Raw genomic sequence first — 15061 nt, 5'->3', positions numbered from 1 at the left:
GTCGGAGGCGAGTGGACCGGACCATACTCGGACGTGTGTTCCTGACAATCAGCACAACCGGCAACCCGGAACGTCCGGCGACCGACCTCGGCTTCCTGCTGCACAAGCATCCCGAGAAGGCGCAGACGTTCTCCACCTCCCACGGCACCGCGCATGTCTTCTATACCGAGGCATCCGCCGAGCGCTGCACCGCGGCGCTTCTGCTGGAAGTGGATCCCGTGGCCCTGGTGCGCCGGGGCAAGGGCAAGGGCCGGGGCGGCGCTCCCGACGCGGCGCTCGCGCAGTATGTCAACGACCGCCCCTACGCGGCGTCCTCGTTGCTGTCCGTCGCCATGAGCACGGTCTTCAAGTCCGCGCTGAACGGTGCGTGCCGCGCGCTGCCCGAGCGCGCGGAGGCATCGATGCCGCTGCGGATCGAGGTGCCCGCGCTGCCGGCCCGCGGTGGAGCGGAGCTGGTGCGCAAGCTCTTCGGGCCGCTCGGCTGGACGAGCGTGGACGCGGTGGCCGTTCCTCTGGACGAGCAGTTCCCGGAGTGGGGGGACTCGCGGTACGTACGGCTGGTGCTCGAAGGCGAGTTGCGGCTGGCGGACGCGTTGCGGCAGCTGTACGTGCTGCTGCCGGTGCTGGACGACGCCAAGCACTACTGGGTCGCACCGGACGAGGTGGACAAGCTGCTGCGGGCGGGCGAGGGCTGGCTCGCCACCCACCCCGAGCAGAAGCTGATCACCAGCCGCTATCTGTCCCGGCGCTGGGGGCTGACCCGGCAGGCGATGCAGCGGCTCGAACTGGTGCGGCTCGCCGAGTCGGACGACCTGGACGTCGAGAGCATCGACAACGCGGTGGACGAGACGACCGACACCGAGGAGAAGCCGGTCCCGCTCGCCGAGCAGCGGCGCGCCGCGATCCTCGACGTGCTGCGGGCCGCGGGCGCGAGCCGGGTCCTCGACCTGGGCTGCGGGCAGGGCCAGTTGGTGCAGGCACTGCTCAAGGACGTGGGCTTCACGCAGATCGTCGGCGTCGATGTCTCGATCCGCGCCCTCACCATTGCCTCACGACGGCTGAAGCTGGACCGGATGGGGGAGCGGCAGGCCGGACGGGTCACGCTTCAGCAGGGCTCGCTCACCTACACCGACAAGCGGCTCAAGGGGTACGACGCGGCCGTGCTCAGCGAGGTCATCGAACACCTCGACCTGCCGAGACTGCCCGCGCTGGAGTACGCCGTGTTCGGTTCGGCCCGACCGCGGACCGTGCTCGTGACGACGCCGAACGTCGAGTACAACGTCCGCTGGGAGACCCTTCCGGCCGGGCATGTGCGCCACGGCGACCACCGGTTCGAATGGACCAGGGCCGAATTCCGCGGCTGGGCCCGGGAAGTGGCGCAGCGGCACGGATACGGGGTCGACTTCGTCCCCGTGGGGCCCGACGACCCCGAGGTGGGGCCGCCCACACAGATGGCCGTGTTCACGATGACCGCGGCCGACGAGACCGGGAACAGGACCGGGAAGGAGGCGAATGCCGCATGACCAGTACCTCACGCACACTGCCGGTGACCGACCTCTCCCTCGTGGTCCTCATCGGGGCCAGCGGTTCCGGCAAGTCCACCTTCGCCCGCGAGCACTTCAAGCCCACGGAGATCGTCTCCTCGGACTTCTGCCGTGGTCTGGTAGCCGACGACGAGAACGACCAGAGCGCCAGCCGTGACGCCTTCGACGTCCTGCACTACATCGTGGGCAAGCGGCTGGCAGCCGGACGGCTGACCGTCGTGGACGCCACCAACGTCCAGTCCGAGAGCCGCAAGCAGCTGGTCCAGCTGGCCAGGAGCCACGACGTGCTGCCCATCGCGATCGTCCTCGACCTGCCCGAAGAGGTCTGTGTCGCGCGCAACGCGGCCCGCCCCGACCGCGCCGACATGCCGCGCCACGTCATTCAGCGGCACCGCCGCGAACTGCGCCGTTCGCTGCGCGGCCTGGAGCGCGAGGGCTTCCGCAAGGTGCACATCCTGCGCACCGAGGAGGAGGCGGTCCACGCCGAAGTGGTGCTGGAGCGCCGCTACAACGACCTGCGCCACCTCACGGGCCCCTTCGACATCATCGGCGACATCCACGGCTGCAGCTCCGAGCTGGAGTCCCTGCTCGGCAAGCTCGGCTATGTCGACGGCGCGCACCCCGAAGGGCGTACGGCGGTCTTCGTCGGCGACCTCGTGGACCGCGGCCCCGACAGCCCCGGAGTGCTGCGCCGCGTCATGGCCATGGTGTCGGCGGGCGACGCCCTGTGCGTGCCGGGCAACCACGAGAACAAGCTCGGCCGCTACCTCAAGGGCCGCAAAGTCCAGCACACCCATGGACTCGCCGAGACCATCGAGCAATTGGACCGGGAGGACGAGAAGGACCCGGCCTTCCGCGAGCAGGTCCGGGAGTTCATCGACGGGCTCGTCAGCCACTACGTGCTCGACGGGGGCAGGCTCGTCGTCTGCCACGCCGGACTTCCCGAGAAGTACCACGGCCGCACCTCCGGACGGGTCCGCTCGCACGCGCTGTACGGGGACACCACCGGCGAGACCGACGAGTTCGGCCTGCCCGTGCGCTACCCGTGGGCGGAGGAGTACCGGGGCCGTGCCGCCGTGGTCTACGGACACACCCCGGTGCCCAACACCTCCTGGATCAACAACACCATCTGCCTGGACACCGGAGCGGTCTTCGGCGGGAAGATGACCGCGCTGCGCTGGCCGGAGCGCGAGCTCGTCGACGTACCGGCCGAGCAGGTCTGGTACGAGCCGGCCAAGCCGCTGGCCACCGAGGCACCCGGTGGCCGGGAGGGACGGCCGCTCGACCTCGCCGATGTGCAGGGCCGCCGGATCGTCGAGACCCGGCACATGGGCCGCATCGCCGTCCGTGAGGAGAACGCCGCCGCCGCGCTCGAAGTCATGAGCCGGTTCGCCGTCGACCCCCAGCTGCTCGGCTACCTCCCGCCGACCATGGCGCCCACCGCCACCTCGCGCGAGGACGGCTACCTGGAGCACCCGGCCGAGGCCTTCGCGCAGTACCGGGCGGACGGCGTGGACAAGGTCGTGTGCGAGGAGAAGCACATGGGGTCGCGTGCGGTGGCGCTCGTCTGCCGGGACGCGGCCGCCGCCCGTGAGCGGTTCGGTGTGGGCGGCACCCCGGACGCCCTCGGTTCCGCCGGCGGCCCGACCGGGGCGCTGCACACCCGTACCGGACGGCCGTTCCTCGACGACGTCGCGCTCACCGAGGTGATCCTCGGCAGGCTGCGCGACGCCGTCACAGCCGCCGGGCTCTGGGAGGAGTGGGGCACCGACTGGGTGCTGCTCGACGCCGAGCTGATGCCCTGGTCCCTCAAGGCGGCCGGGCTGCTGCGCTCGCAGTACGCCGCGGTCGGCGCCGCGTCCGGCGCCGTCCTCCCGGAGGCCAACGCGGCCCTCGCGGCCGCGGCGGCCCGTGGGGTGGACGTCGGCGCTCTCGCCGACCGCCAGCGGGGTCGCGCCGAGGACGCCGCCGCGTTCACCGAGGCGTACCGCCGGTACTGCTGGAGCACCCAGGGGCTGGACGGGGTCCGTCTCGCGCCCTTCCAGGTTCTCGCCGTCCAGGGCCGCTCACTGGCCTCCGTACCGCACGACGAGCAGCTGGCCTGGCTCGACCGGCTGGTCGAGCACGACCCGACCGGGCTCCTCCAGGTCACTCGTCGGCTCGTCGTCGACACCGGGGACGAGGCGTCGGTGCGCGCCGGTGTCGACTGGTGGCTGGAGATGACCGGCCGCGGCGGCGAGGGCATGGTCGTCAAGCCGCTCGCCGCGCTCGTACGGGACGGCAGGGGCAGGCTGGTCCAGCCGGGCATCAAGGTGCGCGGCCGGGAGTACCTCCGGATCATCTACGGACCCGAGTACACCCGCCCGGAGAACCTGGAACGGCTGCGCGGCAGGTTCCTCGGCCACAAGCGGTCGCTGGCGCTCCGGGAGTACGCGCTGGGGCTCGAAGCGCTGGACCGGCTGGCCGACGGGGAGCCGCTGTGGCGGGTCCACGAGGCGGTGTTCGCGGTGCTGGCCCTGGAGTCGGAGCCGGTCGACCCGCGGCTCTGAGGAGCCTCGCAGCAGGCTGTGGGGCGTCGTCGGCGGGTTCTCCGGTGGGATCACCGGAAAACCCGCTGGCGGTTCGCGGGAGTGAACGGGCCCGTGCACGGTGAGGATGGAGGCATGGGATTCCATGTCGACTCCGAGGCCGGGCGGCTGCGCCGCGTCATCCTGCACCGCCCCGATCTGGAACTGAAGCGGCTCACCCCCAGCAACAAGGACGCGCTCCTGTTCGACGACGTGCTCTGGGTGCGCCGGGCCCGCCAGGAGCACGACGGCTTCGCGGACGTACTGCGCGACCGCGGTGTGGAGGTGCACCTCTTCGGCGACCTGCTGCGCGAGTCGCTGGACATCCCGGTGGCCAGGCGGCTCGTCCTGGACCGGGTCTTCGAGGAGAAGGAGTACGGCCCGCTCGCCACCGAGCATCTGCGGGCCGCCTTCGAGAAGCTGCCCAGTTCCGAGCTGGTCGACGCGCTCGTCGGCGGGATGACCAAGCGGGAGTTCCTGGCCGGGCACGGCGAGCCGACCTCCGTCCGCTTCCACGTCATGGACCTGGACGACTTCCTGCTGGACCCGCTGCCGAACCATCTCTTCACCCGGGACACCTCGGCCTGGATATACGACGGGGTGTCCATCAACGCGATGCGCTGGCCGGCCCGGCAGCGCGAGACCGTCCATTTCGAGGCGATCTACCGCCACCACCCCCTCTTCACCGGCCCCGACGCGGGCGCCTTCCACCACTGGTCGGAGGGGCAGGACGACTACCCGTCCACCATCGAGGGCGGTGACGTACTGGTCATCGGCCATGGCGCCGTACTCATCGGGATGAGCGAACGCACCACCCCGCAGGCGGTGGAGATGCTGGCCCGCGGACTCTTCGACGCGGGCTCGGCCCGCACGATCGTGGCGCTCGACATGCCCAAGCGCCGGGCGTTCATGCACCTCGACACGGTGATGACGATGATCGACGGCGACACCTTCACCCAGTACGCCGGCCTGGGCATGCTCCGCTCGTACACCATCGAGCCCGGCGACGGCCCCAGGGACCTGAAGGTCACCGACCATCCGCCCGAGCACATGCACCGGGCCATCGCACGGGCTCTGGGGCTGGACTCGATCCGCGTCCTCACGGCCACCCAGGACGTGCACGCCGCCGAGCGCGAGCAGTGGGACGACGGCTGCAACGTGCTGGCCGTCGAGCCGGGAGTCGTCGTCGCGTACGAGCGCAACGCCACCACCAACACCTTTCTGCGCGAGGAGGGCATCGAGGTCATCGAGATCCGCGGCAGCGAACTCGGCCGGGGCAGGGGCGGCCCCCGTTGCATGAGCTGTCCGGTGGAGCGCGACCCGGTGTAGGGGCGGGGCCGGGCGCGGCGTGAGCCGACCGCACCGTATAGCGATGCATGGTGTCGTATAGACTTCCAGAATCACTGTACGTGCGATCCTCGCCCGACCCAGGAGCTCTCCCATGGCCATAGACCTCGCAGGCCGCCACTTCCTCAAGGAGCTGGACTTCACGGCCGAGGAGTTCCGCGGCCTGATCGAGCTCGCGGCCGAGCTCAAGGCCGCCAAGAAGTCGGGGGCCGAGGCGCAGCGGCTGCGCGGCAAGAACATCGCGCTGATCTTCGAGAAGACCTCGACCCGCACCCGCTGCGCCTTCGAGGTGGCCGCCGCGGACCAGGGTGCGTCCACGACCTATCTGGACCCCTCCGGCTCACAGATGGGGCACAAGGAGTCGGTCAAGGACACGGCCCGGGTTCTCGGCCGGATGTTCGACGGCATCGAGTACCGCGGCGACAGCCAGACGGCCGTCGAGGAGCTGGCCGCCCACGGCGGCGTTCCGGTCTTCAACGGGCTCACCGACGACTGGCACCCGACCCAGATGCTCGCCGATCTCCTCACCATGACCGAGCACAGCGACAAGCCGCTGGAGCGGATCGCCTTCGCCTACCTCGGCGACGCCCGCTTCAACATGGGCAACTCCTACCTGATCACCGGCGCCCTGCTCGGCATGGACGTACGCATCGTCGCGCCGAAGGCGTACTGGCCCGCCGAGGAGATCGTCGCCGAGGCCCACCGGCTGGCCGGTGCGAGCGGTGCGACCATCACCCTCACCGAGGACATCGCCGAGGGCGTCAAGGGCGCCGACTTCGTCGCCACCGACGTCTGGGTCTCCATGGGTGAGCCCAAGGAGGTCTGGGCCGAGCGGATCGAGGCCCTGGCGCCGTACGCCGTGACCATGGACGTGCTCCGCGCCACCGGCAACGCCGACGTGAAGTTCCTGCACTGCCTCCCGGCCTTCCACGACCTCGGTACCGAGGTCGGTCGGGGGATCGAGGCCGCCTACGGTCTGACGGAGCTGGAGGTCACCGACGAGGTCTTCGAGTCCGCGCACTCGGTCGTCTTCGACGAGGCGGAGAACCGGATGCACACGATCAAGGCCGTTCTGGTGGCGACCATGGCGTCCCCGGAGGTCAAGGGCTGATCGCTGCATGAACATACGCCCGATTGGGTGAACATGCGCAGAGGCGACTAATATGTTGCCTCCTGGTGGGGTTCGAGCTCGCACGCTCGAACCCCATTTTCTGTGTGCCACCGGAGCCCCCACAGCCCCCGGTCGCACCCCCCACATGCTCCGCCAGAGAAGAGACCATCCCCGTGAGTCCGCTGCGCCCACCGATCCCCCCGCACCTGTCCGGGCCGCGCATCAAGAATCCCCACCAGCTGATCGCCGAGTCCGGCGCCGACCTGGAGGGGCACGGCCTCAAGCGCACCATGGGGCTCTTCCAGCTGGTGTGCTTCGGTGTCGGCGCCGTCGTCGGCACCGGCATCTTCGTCGGACTCTCCGACAGCGTCGCCGAGGCGGGCCCCGCGGTCGTGCTCTCCTTCGTGCTCGCCGCGATCACCTGCATCTTCACCGCGTTCTCCTTCGCCGAGCTGGGCAGCGCCATCCCGGTCTCCGGCAGCTCCTACTCCTTCGCCTACGCGACCCTCGGTGAACGCATCGCCTTCCTCGTCGGCTGGTGTCTGCTGCTGGAGTACGGCGTCTCGGTCTCCGCGGTCGCCGTCGGCTGGAGCCAGTACGTCAACGAGCTGCTGGACAGTCTGTTCGGCGCGCAGCTGCCGGCCGCCCTCTCGGCGGGCCCCGGCGACGGCGGTGTGATCAATCTGCCCGCCGTCCTGGTGGTCATGATGGCCGCCACCCTGCTGGTGCGCGGCGTCCGGGAGAGCGCCGGGGCCACCGCCGCGATGGCGGTCCTCAAGATCACCATCCTGATCCTGTTCTGCGTCATCGCCTTCACGGCCTTCGAGCGCGGGAACCTCACGCCGTTCTTCGCCCACGGCGCGGGCGGGGTCACGGCCGGTGCGTCGCTGGCGTTCTTCTCGTACATCGGCTTCGACGCCATCACCACCGCGGGCGAAGAGGTCAAGAACCCGCGGCGGAACATCCCGATCGCGATCATGGTCTGCATCGGCCTGGTCACGCTGCTCTACTGCGCGGTCGCGCTCGCCGCCATCGGCGCGCTGGGGCCGAAGGCCGTCGCCGACCGGCCGGCCGCGCTCTCGATCGTCGTCGACCAGGTCACCGATTCGACCGTCGGCGGCGGGATCATCGCCTTCGGAGCGGTCGTCGCGATCGCGTCCGTCGTGCTCGCGGTGATGTACGGGCAGACCCGCATCCTGATGTCGATGTCCCGTGACGGACTGATCCCGCGGGTCTTCGAGCGGGTCTCGCCGCGCACGGCGACGCCGGTCGCCAACACCTGGATCGTGGCGGTCGTCTTCGCGGTCCCGGCGGCCTTCTCGTCGCTCGGCGTGGTGGTGAATCTGACCACCATCGGCACGCTGGCCACCATGGTCGCGGTGAACGTCGCGGTGATCGTGCTGCGGCGCCGCAACCCGGAGGTGAGGGGCTCGTTCCGGGTGCCGCTCTATCCGCTGAGCCCGCTGCTGGGCGTCGGCTTCTGCCTCTATCTGATGTACGGGACGGGCTGGGCGACCTGGATCCAGTTCGCGGTCTTCCTGATCGTCGGCTCGGCGGTGTACGCCTTCTACGGCCGCAGCCGCTCCCGGCTGGCCGCCGCCGACGCGGCCCGGTGAGGGCGGCGGCTCAGCTCTGGGGCGTGAGGGACGGCAGGGTGAACCACACGGCCTTGCCGTGCTCCGTGGTGCGGTGACCGCAGGACGAACTGAGCGTCCGGATCAGCAGCAGACCCCGGCCGTGTTCCTGCCAGGGGTCCGGCTCGCCGCCGGGCCTGGGGAAGGAGAGACCGTCCGGCGGGGCGGGGTCGCGGTCGTGCACCTCGACCTGGCAGCCGCTGGGCAGGAGCTCCACCACCAGCTCGATCGGCTCGTCGCTGCGGGTGTGCTCGACCGCGTTGGCGACCAGCTCCGCGGTGAGGAGCTCGGCGGTGTCGGTGTCGGCCGGTGCGTCGATGTCCGCGAGTGCGGTACGGATCAGGGCACGGGCAATCGGTACGGCCGCCGTCGAATGCGGGAGCGCGATCCGCCAGGAGGCGGGGAGGGGGACATCGGGGGGCACGGCATGGTTTCCGTTCCGGGGCGGAGTGCGGGTCTGGTCGTGGGTTCGTGGGTGCGGGGACTCTCCGGTATCAAGACTTCTCGGTTTCAACCTTACGAAGTGCAATGACACGGGCAAGGGACTGCCGACAGGTATGAAAGGGACGTTGGCCACTGTGTCTTCACTCTCCGCCTATCGCGTGCTCGTGACGGAAGTCACGTACGAGTGATAAGTTCGGGTGCAGGTAGCAGCCCGACGGCTGAAGGGGAGCCCCCTCCATGAGCCCGTTTCCCAGCTCCGCCCCGCACACGGACGACTGGCGCCATCTGCGGCTGACGACGGACGACGGGGTTGCCACCGTCACGCTCGCCCGGCCCGAGAAACTCAACGCGCTCACCTTCGGCGCCTACGCCGATCTGCGCGACCTGCTTGCCGAACTGTCCCGCGAACGCAGCGTGCGCGCTCTGGTGCTCGCGGGGGAGGGCCGCGGATTCTGCTCCGGCGGAGATGTCGACGACATCATCGGCGCGACACTCGCCATGGACACCGCCCAGCTCCTCGATTTCAATCGCATGACCGGACAGGTGGTGCGAGCCCTTCGTGAAACCCCCTTCCCCGTCATCGCCGCCGTACACGGGGTGGCGGCGGGCGCCGGGGCGGTACTCGCGCTGGCCGCGGACTTCCGGATCGCCGATCCGTCGGCCCGTTTCGCCTTCCTGTTCACCAAGGTCGGCCTCTCCGGCGGCGACATGGGCGCCGCCTACCTGCTGCCGCGCGTCGTCGGCCTCGGCCACGCCACCCGACTGCTCATGCTCGGCGAACCGGTCCGCGCGCCCGAAGCGGAACGTATCGGACTGATCAGCGAGCTGACCGAAGAGGGCCGGGCCGATGTACGCGCGGCGGCGCTCGCCCGCCGGCTCGCCGACGGACCGGCCCTCGCCCTCGCCCAGACCAAGGCCCTGCTCACCGCCGAACTCGACATGCCGCTGGCCGCCGCGGTCGAGATGGACGCCGCCACCCAGGCCCTGCTGATGCACGGCGAGGACTACGCGGAATTCCATGCCGCCTTCACCGAGAAGCGGCCACCGAAGTGGCGGGGCCGGTAGCGATGCCCTCCGAAACGGCCCCGTCCGGCGCGGCCCGGACCGGCGTGAAGCGGATCGCGGTCATCGGCGGCGGGCCCGGCGGGCTCTACGCCGCGGCCCTGCTCAAGCGGCTCGACCCGGAGCGCGAGATCACCGTCTGGGAGCGCAACGCCCCCGAGGACACCTTCGGCTTCGGCGTCGTCCTCTCCGACGAGACCCTCGGCGGCATCGAGCACGCCGACCCCGTCGTGTACCGGGCCCTCCAGGAGGAATTCGTACGGTGGGACGACATCGACATCGTCCACCGGGGCGTCACCCAGACGTCCGGCGGCCACGGCTTCGCGGCGCTGGGCAGACGCAGGCTGCTGCGGATCCTGCACGACCGCTGCGAATCCCTCGGCGTACGCCTCCGCTTCCGCACCGGGGCGCCGCCCGCCGCCGAGCTGGCCGCCTCCCACGACCTGGTGATCGCCGCCGACGGTGTGCACAGCCTCACCCGTACCGCCCACGCCGACACCTTCGGCCCCCGCCTCACCACCCACCGCTGCCGCTACATCTGGCTCGCCGCCGACTTCGCCCTCGACGCCTTCCGCTTCGAGACCGCCGAGACCGCGTACGGGGTGATGCAGCTCCACGGCTACCCCTTCTCGGCCGACGCCTCCACCGTCATCGTCGAGATGCGCGAGGAGGTCTGGCGGGCCGCCGGATTCGACACCTGCGACACGGAGCACTCGACCCTGCGGTGCGCCAAGATCTTCACCGAGGCGCTCGGCGGCCGGCCGCTGCGCTCCAACAACTCCTCCTGGCTCACCTTCCGCACCGTCGTCAACGACCACTGGTCGCACGGCAACACCGTCCTCATCGGCGACGCCGCACACACCGCGCACTTCTCCATCGGCTCCGGCACCAAACTCGCCGTCGAGGACGCCCTCGCCCTCGCCGCCTGCATCGAGGAACAGCCCGACCTGCCGGGTGCACTGGCCGCGTACGAGGCCGAGCGCCGGCCGGTCGTCGAATCGACCCAGCGGGCCGCCGCGGCCAGCCTGCGCTGGTTCGAGGAGATCGCCACCTACGTCGACCAGCCGCCCCGCCAGTTCGCCTTCAACCTCCTCACCCGCAGCCGCCGCGTCACCCACGACAATCTGCGGCTGCGCGACGCCTCCTTCACCGCCGCCGTCGAGGAGGAGTTCGGCTGCGCCCCGGGCGTCCCGCCGATGTTCACCCCGCTGCGACTGCGCGGCCTCGAACTGCGCAATCGCGTCGTCGTCTCACCCATGGACATGTACTCGGCCGTCGACGGTGTCCCGGGCGACTTCCACCTCGTCCACCTGGGCGCACGCGCGCTGGGCGGCGCCGGTCTCGTCATGACGGAGATGGTGTGCGTCAGCGCCGAGGGCCGCATCACCCCCGGCTGCACCGGGCTCTACACCCCCGAACAGGCCGCCGCCTGGACCCGGATCACCGACTTCGTCCACACGAGCGCGCCGGGTACGGCCATCGGCGTGCAGCTCGGCCACTCCGGACGCAAGGGCTCCACCAGACTGATGTGGGAGGGCATCGACCAGCCCCTCGACCACGGCAACTGGCCGCTCACCGCCGCCTCCCCGATCCCGTACGCGGCCGGCGTCAACCAGGTCCCGCACGCCCTGGACCGGGCCGGACTCGACGCCGTGCGCGAACAGTTCGCCTCGGCGGCCCGGCGCGCCGACCACTGCGGCTTCGACCTGCTCGAACTGCACTGCGCCCACGGCTATCTGCTCTCCGGCTTCCTCTCGCCGCTCACCAACCACCGCACCGACGAGTACGGCGGGCCGCTGAGCAACCGGCTCCGCTTCCCCCTCGAAGTCTTCGACGCGATCCGCGCCGACTGGCCCGACGACCGGCCCATGACCGTCCGGATCTCCGCCACCGACTGGGCCGAGGGCGGCACCACGGCCGAGGACGCCGTCGAGATCGCCCGCGCCTTCGTCGGCCACGGGGCCGACGCCATCGATGTCTCCACCGGCCAGGTCGTCCCCGACGAGCGCCCCGAGTACGGCCGCTCCTACCAGACCCCGTACGCGGACCGGATCCGCAACACCCTGTGCGTGCCCGTCATCGCGGTCGGCGCGATCTCCTCCTGGGACGACGTCAACTCCCTGCTGCTCGCGGGCCGGGCCGACCTCTGCGCCCTGGCCCGCCCCCACCTCTACGACCCGCACTGGACCCTGCACGCGGCGGCCGAGCAGGGCTACGGCGGACCGGGCGCGCCCTGGCCGCTTCCCTACCGCGCGGGCAGCCGCACCCCGCCGACGGGCCGCACGGACGCACCGAAGCCCCGGCTCACCCTGGGGTGACGGGCAGGCACTCGTGGCACCGGCACCGGTGCGGGCACGGCGCCCCGTGGTGCGCGTGCCGCTCCTCGCGGGCGATCCGCTCCAGCAGCGCGGCCAGCTCCGCGGCCTCCTCCCGAGTGCCGAACCCCCGGCTGTCGCACCGCTTCAGCACCGCCGGGGTGTACACCAACCTCGCCCGGAAGGTGTGCAGATGACGGGTCCCCGTGTCGATGGTGATCCAGCGACCGGTGTGCCGCCCGTGCCCCACCGTGGTCAGCTGCTGGTGCCCGATGCCCGGGTAGGTGTCGACGACGTACACCTTCGCGCCGCCCCGGTACGCCTTCGTGCCCGGCCGCAGCTCCTGGCCGAGATCCCCGTACCGCCGCCACAGCACCACGTTCGCGGCGACCAGCCAGACCGGCTCGGGCGTCCCGCTCACCGCTCCGCCACGCTGATCAGCAGCCGGTCCGAGACCGCCCGGTAGCCGATGCGCCGGTACACGCCGTTGCTGGTGGGGTTCGCGAGGTCGGTGAAGAGCAGCACCTCCTGCGCACCGCCCTCCCGCGCGGCCCGGCTGATCTCCGCCGTCACCGCTGCCGCGTAGCCCCGGCCGCGGTGCTCCTGCGGGGTGTAGACCGAGGCGACCCGGACCATGCCGGCGATCCGTGGCGAGACCCCCGCCATCGACACCGGGACGCCGTCGTCCTCCCAGAGCGTCAGCGCGCCGGACGCGATGCGCTCGTCCACCAGCCGCTCGGCGTGGGTACCGGGCTGGCCGGTCCCGTCGGCGAAGTCGCGGACCCAGCGCACCAGCAGCTCCCGGTCGGCGGCGTCGGCGGTCCTGGGCCGTCCCGAAGGGGCCGGGGAGGGCGGGATCAGCGTCGCCAGCCGGTAGAGCCGCTGCTCCTGGTCGACCCGGTGACCGGGCCAGCCTGCGGCGATCCGTTCGGCGGCGGCCCGGTCCGCGTTGATCCGGGTCAGCGGGAGCGCGGCGGCCAGCGGACCGACCGCCTCCGGGGCGACGGATCCCAGCACGGGAGGGTACGGCGGGGTCTGCACCAGCGTCCCCGCGACCTCGCCGCCCGCCCCGCGCCACCAGCCGAGCAGCGGGGCGGCGTCGCCGTAGGCGTGCGGGCCGTGGAGTCGCAGGGTCCCGGTGACGGTCAGGATCAGGGTGTTCTCGGCGGGGCGGGCGGCCAGTGAGGCGTCGGCCGCGTCGAGGAAGGCGTCGACGTCATCGGTGAAGGTCCAGGGCATGCCTCATCCTGCCGGGTGCGCGCGGCACGAAGCACCCGTATTTCGGGACCGGTTGCCCGGCCTCCCGGGTCAGTCGTCGTCGCGCAACCGGAAACGCTGGAGCTTGCCGGTGGCGGTGCGGGGGAGGGCGGGCAGGAACTCGATGACGCGCGGGCACTTGTGCGGGGCCAGCTCGCTCTTCATGTGGGCGCGCAGCTCGTCGGCCGATGTCACCGCGCCCTCGCGCAGCACCACGTACGCCACCACGATCTGGCCGCGCAGCTCGTCCGCCCGGCCCACCACGGCCGCCTCGGCCACCGAGGGGTGGTGCAGCAGGGCGTCCTCGACCTCGGGGCCCGCGATGTTGTAGCCGGAGGAGATGATCATGTCGTCGGCGCGGGCCACGTAGCGGAAGTAGCCGTCCGCGTCGCGCACATAGGTGTCACCGGTGAGGTTCCAGCCGTGCGCCACATAGTCCCGCTGGCGCTCGTCGGCGAGATAGCGGCAGCCGACCGGGCCGCGTACGGCGAGGAGTCCGGGTTCCCCGTCCGGCACCGGCCGGCCGTCGCGGTCCAGCACCCGGGCCTGCCAGCCGGGCACGGGGACTCCGGTGGTGCCGGGGCGGATCGCGTCGTCGGCGGCCGAGACGAAGATGTGCAGCAGCTCGGTGGCGCCGATGCCGTTGATGATGCGCAGCCCCGTCCGCTCGTGCCACGCGTGCCAGGTGGCCACCGGAAGGTTCTCCCCGGCCGAGACGCAGCGTCGCAGCGCGCCGAGATCGTGGTCGTCGATGCGGTCGAGCATCACGCGGTAGGCGGTCGGCGCGGTGAACAGCACCGAGACCCGGTGGGCGGCGAGCGCGGGCAGCAACTGCGCCGGGCCGGACTGTTCGAGCAGCAGGGCGCTGGCCCCGGCCCGCAGCGGGAAGACCACCAGTCCGCCGAGCCCGAAGGTGAAGCCGAGCGGCGGACTGCCCGCGAACACGTCGTCGGGAGTGGGCCGGAGCACATGGGCCGAGAAGGTGTCGGCGATGGCGAGCACGTCCCGGTGGAAATGCATGCAGCCCTTCGGGCGTCCGGTGGTGCCCGAGGTGAACGCGATCAGCGCGACATCGTCCGCCGCCGTGTCCACGGCGCGGTACGGCCCGGTCCTGGCCTCGGCCAGGCGCAGCAGATCGTCCGGGGCGTCGCCTCCGTACACCGTGATCCGCAGCCCCGGCACCTCGGCCTTCACCAGGTCGTCGACCGCCCGGACGTCGCACAGTGCGTGACTCACCCGGGCGATGGAGCAGATGGTGGAGAGTTCGGCTGACCGCTGCCGGTCCAGCACCGTGACGGCGATGGCGCCGGCCTTCAGCACCGCGAGCCAGCAGGCGGCCAGGCGCGGTGTGGTGGGGCCGCGCAGCAGCACGCGGTTGCCGGGGACGACGCCCAGGTCGGAGGTGAGGACATGGGCGATCCGGTCCACCCGCTCCCGCAGCTCCCCGTAGCTCCAGACCGCACCGTCGGAGGTGCGGAAGGCGGGGCGGTCGGGGCCGAAGCGGTCGGTCGTGCGGTCCAGCAGTTCCGCCGCGCAGTTGAGGCGGTCCGGATAGCGCAGTTCGGGAAGGTCGAAGAGCAGTTCCGGCCACTCGTCCTGGGGTGGCAGGTGCTCCCTGGCGAAGGTGTCGAGGTGCGCTGAGGTCTTCGGGTCCATGACGGATCGCCCCCTTGTCGCCTCTGGAGCGTATCGTTTGGGTGACGGTAGTCAACGGTCCGCGATAAGACGAGTGGACGGGAAAACGAGCGGGCGGGAAGACGAGCACGGAAACGGACGGGAC

The 15061-nt window shown here is 71.3% G+C and carries 11 protein-coding genes; 7 read left to right on the top strand and 4 right to left on the bottom strand.

Annotated elements, in window-relative coordinates; translation table 11 throughout:
- Positions 1 to 35: 35 nt before the first annotated feature.
- The 5 genes from ACFV8T_RS17060 to ACFV8T_RS17040 all read left to right on the top strand — a co-directional run bounded on the left by ACFV8T_RS17060 (position 36) and on the right by ACFV8T_RS17040 (position 8185).
- Positions 36 to 1523 (top strand): 3' terminal RNA ribose 2'-O-methyltransferase Hen1, encoded by a 1488-nt coding sequence (locus ACFV8T_RS17060; RefSeq protein ID WP_385328216.1) that lies wholly within the window; start codon positions 36 to 38, stop codon positions 1521 to 1523.
- Entirely contained in the window at positions 1520 to 4093 is a 2574-nt protein-coding gene (locus ACFV8T_RS17055) for a polynucleotide kinase-phosphatase (RefSeq protein WP_385328215.1), read from the top strand. Before ACFV8T_RS17060 ends, ACFV8T_RS17055 begins: the two co-directional genes overlap by 4 nt.
- Positions 4094 to 4207: 114 nt before the next feature.
- A complete protein-coding gene (locus ACFV8T_RS17050) occupies positions 4208 to 5440 on the top strand; it encodes an arginine deiminase (RefSeq protein ID WP_385328213.1) in 1233 nt (410 codons plus the stop codon).
- Positions 5441 to 5552: 112 nt separating this feature from the next.
- On the top strand, positions 5553 to 6569 hold the full coding sequence (gene argF, locus ACFV8T_RS17045; protein WP_385328212.1) for an ornithine carbamoyltransferase: 1017 nt from the start codon (positions 5553 to 5555) through the stop codon (positions 6567 to 6569).
- Positions 6570 to 6742: 173 nt separating this feature from the next.
- Positions 6743 to 8185, top strand: coding sequence for an amino acid permease (locus ACFV8T_RS17040; RefSeq protein ID WP_385328210.1), 1443 nt, complete (start codon positions 6743 to 6745; stop codon positions 8183 to 8185).
- A gap of 10 nt (positions 8186 to 8195) precedes the next feature.
- On the opposite strand, the gene ACFV8T_RS17035 is transcribed toward ACFV8T_RS17040, so the two are convergent.
- Positions 8196 to 8627, bottom strand: a complete 432-nt coding sequence (locus ACFV8T_RS17035; protein WP_385328209.1) for an ATP-binding protein — start codon at positions 8625 to 8627, stop codon at positions 8196 to 8198.
- 257 nt (positions 8628 to 8884) lie between these two features.
- Between ACFV8T_RS17035 and ACFV8T_RS17030 the strand changes: the two genes are divergently transcribed.
- Together ACFV8T_RS17030 and ACFV8T_RS17025 are read left to right on the top strand one after the other, a co-directional pair.
- The gene (locus tag ACFV8T_RS17030) at positions 8885 to 9712 is read left to right on the top strand and encodes an enoyl-CoA hydratase family protein (RefSeq protein ID WP_385328207.1); all 828 of its coding nucleotides are present in this window, start codon (positions 8885 to 8887) and stop codon (positions 9710 to 9712) included.
- 2 nt (positions 9713 to 9714) lie between these two features.
- On the top strand, positions 9715 to 12027 hold the full coding sequence (locus ACFV8T_RS17025) for a bifunctional salicylyl-CoA 5-hydroxylase/oxidoreductase (RefSeq protein ID WP_385328206.1): 2313 nt from the start codon (positions 9715 to 9717) through the stop codon (positions 12025 to 12027).
- On the opposite strand, the gene ACFV8T_RS17020 is transcribed toward ACFV8T_RS17025, so the two are convergent.
- The 3 genes from ACFV8T_RS17020 to ACFV8T_RS17010 form a co-directional block, all read right to left on the bottom strand.
- Positions 12014 to 12445, bottom strand: a complete 432-nt coding sequence (locus tag ACFV8T_RS17020) for a hypothetical protein (protein ID WP_385328204.1) — start codon at positions 12443 to 12445, stop codon at positions 12014 to 12016. The genes ACFV8T_RS17025 and ACFV8T_RS17020 overlap by 14 nt on opposite strands.
- Positions 12442 to 13263 carry a GNAT family N-acetyltransferase gene (locus ACFV8T_RS17015; RefSeq protein ID WP_385328203.1) on the bottom strand — a complete coding sequence of 274 codons (822 nt, stop codon included), beginning with the start codon at positions 13261 to 13263 and terminating at the stop codon, positions 12442 to 12444. Before ACFV8T_RS17015 ends, ACFV8T_RS17020 begins: the two co-directional genes overlap by 4 nt.
- Before the next feature lie 69 nt (positions 13264 to 13332).
- The gene (locus ACFV8T_RS17010; protein ID WP_385328202.1) at positions 13333 to 14937 is read right to left on the bottom strand and encodes an AMP-binding protein; all 1605 of its coding nucleotides are present in this window, start codon (positions 14935 to 14937) and stop codon (positions 13333 to 13335) included.
- Positions 14938 to 15061: the final 124 nt, after the last annotated feature.

The organism is Streptomyces sp. NPDC059832 (assembly GCF_042731715.1).
Taxonomy (GTDB): domain Bacteria; phylum Actinomycetota; class Actinomycetes; order Streptomycetales; family Streptomycetaceae; genus Streptomyces.
Note: the sequence above shows the minus strand (reverse complement) of the source record. Positions and strands in the feature narration are given on the sequence as shown.